Below are 3,298 nucleotides of genomic sequence, written 5' to 3' on the forward strand. Positions count from 1 at the left end.
ATCTATCTTCTCCTAAATATTTTTCTAGTCATTGCAATATAAAATTGCTTATACAGTCTCTCCCTTAAGAGTCCTGGTATTCTGGATAATATACAGAGCGACCGATATGACCATCATTATAGCGCACAAACCAATCAACAGATCTGATACCATCGGTGTAATGTGGAACCATATAATATGCACCGCTGCAGTTCCATATAATAAAAAGGTTACTATCTTTCCATGCCAGTCCGCACCATGTACTTTTCCTGTTTTTCGTATCACAAGACATCCACTAACTGCCATATAGAGTTCCTTACCTGCCATTATAACGATTAGCAGAAGCATATGCGGAAAACGAGTAAACAGACAGATTAACATCGCTGCCTGTGTCAGCTTATCAGCCACCGGATCAAGTATTTTTCCTAAATTACTAATCCTATGGAATCTTCTTGCGATATATCCATCAGCAAGATCCGTAAAACCAGACAGCAATAAGATTTCACCAGCTAACAGAGGATTTTTCTTTACACAATAACTCCATATAATTACCGGAATCAGACAAAGCCGAAAAAAAGAAAGAAGATTAGGAACCGTAATAATTCTATTCAAATTTTCTTCCTGATTCACTTCACTCTGCATGTACAGTCACTTCACTTTCCTTTTTTTTAGACATAAACCAATAAAATATAACACAAAATGCTAAAGCAAACACAACACCAAAAACATTTTGAATCACTCTAAGACTAACCGCTCCTTGTAGTCCATAAGTCTCTGCAGCAATGGCTAAAGCACCAAATGTGTTAAATACTGCCTGCCAGCCATATTGTGCTGAAAGTCCTACACCGATTCCACCAAGAATTCCTATATATGCATAGATTGACGAAGGAAGCAGAAAATATAATACTGTAAAACATATAACACCTGCAATATTTCCGACAATCCTTTTACGGACTCTGTAGTGCATATCTTCCATAAACGGCAAAATCGCGGACATGGCCGCAATACCAGCCCACATTGCACGTGGCATATTACAAAGTTCTGCAATGCAAAGGACAATCGGTACGCATAAAATCTGACATATCTGCCATTTTGTTCTGGAAGAAGTGATATCAAATTCTTGTATCAGATCTTTCAGATTTCTTTTATAAGTTCTGTTTTTATGATTTCGATAAAATACGAAGCAGGTAAGTGCTGCACCTAAAGCCATTCCGACTAATCGCATCTGATAGCTTTTTCCCGTAACATCATAACCATATAGCAGCAGATACCCAAGAACCAATGTAGATTGATTAAACATGAATGGATTATGGCATCCGAACAGAATCAACACAGCCAGTGCCGCAATATTTAACAGCATTCCCAATACCGGTGAAAACTGATTTGCTAAATGCGGACATACAGTCATAATTACAAAGAACAAAGCCAAAAGCATCGTAGATTGTCCGGTGTGGATCCCCAGATCCGCATTTCTAAACACCATGAGACATAATAAGACCACTACACCTACAATGCTGTTCTCATTTCCAAATAGGATGCTGAAAATACTAACAAAGAAAAAACAAAATGCCAATGTAACAGCTATCTTCACCAGATATACCCACATATGATATAATTTTTCTTTTAGTGTTTCACTCTTTTTCAACAGGTTTTTAGAACCTGCCTGATTTAACTGCAACTCCTGATAAAATGTCATATAAATTCTCCCATCTTCTACTACAATATGTTTATGGTTAATATCCCTTACAGCCAGTAAGGAATTATCCATCTTGTTGCTTAAGCTGTATAATGATGGAGCAATCGGTATATCGTCTTCCAATCTTGGACTTCGCGTCCGTAAATTAGACTGATAACCAGCTCCTCATTCGCAGCGTTCGTTTTATGCAGGTTGAATCGCCATAGGTGCATTCGCGTCACACCACAGTAGATTGAATAGGCAATGAGTAAAACTGGTATTTATCCATTGCAATAATCTTAAGGAGTGACAATTTATGAACGCAGTAGGTATCGATGTTTCAAAAGGTAAGAGTATGGTTGCTATCATGCGACCTTTCGGTGAAATTGTTTCCGCACCTTTCGAAATCAAACACACAGCCAGTGATATCCATTCACTTGTAGAACTCATCAACTCTGTTGAAGGGGAGTCCCGAATCGTGATGGAGCACACAGGACGTTATTATGAAGTCCTCGCCCATCAGCTTTCAAAGGCAAATCTTTTCGTCAGTGCCATTAACCCAAAACTTATCAAAGACTTTGATAATGATTCTCTTCGTAAAGTGAAATCTGATAAAGCGGATTCTGTTAAGATTGCCCGATATGCTCTTGACAAATGGCAAAATCTTAAACAGTATAATGTTATGGATGAATTACGCAATCAGCTCAAAACCATGAACCGTCAGTTCGGCTTTTACATGAAGCACAAGACGGCTATGAAAAATAATCTTATCGGCATCCTTGACCAAACCTATCCTGGTGTTAATACTTACTTTGACAGTCCTGCACGCAGTGACGGCAGCCAGAAATGGGTTGATTTTGCATCTACATACTGGCATGTGGACTGTGTCCGTAAAATGTCTCTGAATGCCTTTATCGACCATTATCAAAACTGGTGCAAACGTAAGAAGTACAACTTCAGCCAATCCAAAGCTGAGGAAATCTATGGAAAAGCAAAGGAACTTGTTCCTGTACTTCCTAAGGATGACATTACAAAGCTTATTATCAAGCAGGCTGTAAATCAGCTTAACAGTGCTTCTACAACCGTTGAATCACTACGCACACTTATGAATGAAACTGCATCCAAACTCCCAGAGTATCCTATTGTTATGGCGATGAAAGGGGTTGGTGCTTCGCTTGGTCCTCAATTGATGGCTGAGATTGGTGATGTTTCCCGTTTTACCCATAAAGGTGCTATTACTGCTTTTGCCGGTGTAGATCCCGGTGTTAATGAATCGGGAAGTTATGAACAAAAAAGTGTTCCAACTTCAAAACGAGGCTCATCTGATCTTAGAAAGACTTTATTTCAGGTAATGGATGTCTTAATAAAAACACACCCACAGGATGATCCTGTGTATCAGTTCATAGATAAGAAACGGGCACAAGGCAAGCCTTATTATGTCTATATGACTGCAGGTGCCAACAAGTTTCTAAGAATCTATTACGGACGAGTGAAAGAATATCTTTCATCTCTTCCTGAATCCTAATCATCATTATAATTCTCAGACCAGCACGGGTGTGGTGGTCTTATTTTGATACCTAATTTTCAACCTGTATAAAATTTTCAATGTTCTTCAATTTAGCCTTGACTTTTTATTTGCAGGCT

3 protein-coding genes are annotated in these 3,298 nt (G+C 38.7%); 1 reads left to right on the top strand and 2 read right to left on the bottom strand.

The window, feature by feature from the left end:
- Positions 1-48: 48 nt before the first annotated feature.
- On the bottom strand, positions 49-621 hold the full coding sequence (locus tag PGY05_RS16365) for a CDP-alcohol phosphatidyltransferase family protein (RefSeq protein ID WP_055158680.1): 573 nt from the start codon (positions 619-621) through the stop codon (positions 49-51).
- Positions 611-1,675: an FUSC family protein gene (locus tag PGY05_RS16370; protein ID WP_117558430.1), complete on the bottom strand. Its 1,065-nt coding sequence runs from the start codon at positions 1,673-1,675 to the stop codon at positions 611-613. Before PGY05_RS16370 ends, PGY05_RS16365 begins: the two co-directional genes overlap by 11 nt.
- Positions 1,676-1,970: 295 nt before the next feature.
- On the opposite strand from PGY05_RS16370, the gene PGY05_RS16375 reads away from it, so the two are divergent.
- Positions 1,971-3,179: an IS110 family transposase gene (locus PGY05_RS16375; RefSeq protein ID WP_055249025.1), complete on the top strand. Its 1,209-nt coding sequence runs from the start codon at positions 1,971-1,973 to the stop codon at positions 3,177-3,179.
- Positions 3,180-3,298: the final 119 nt, after the last annotated feature.

The sequence above is a fragment of the Coprococcus sp. AF51-11b1 genome (assembly GCF_027682785.1).
Classification (GTDB): Bacteria; Bacillota; Clostridia; order Lachnospirales; family Lachnospiraceae; genus Allocoprococcus; species Allocoprococcus comes.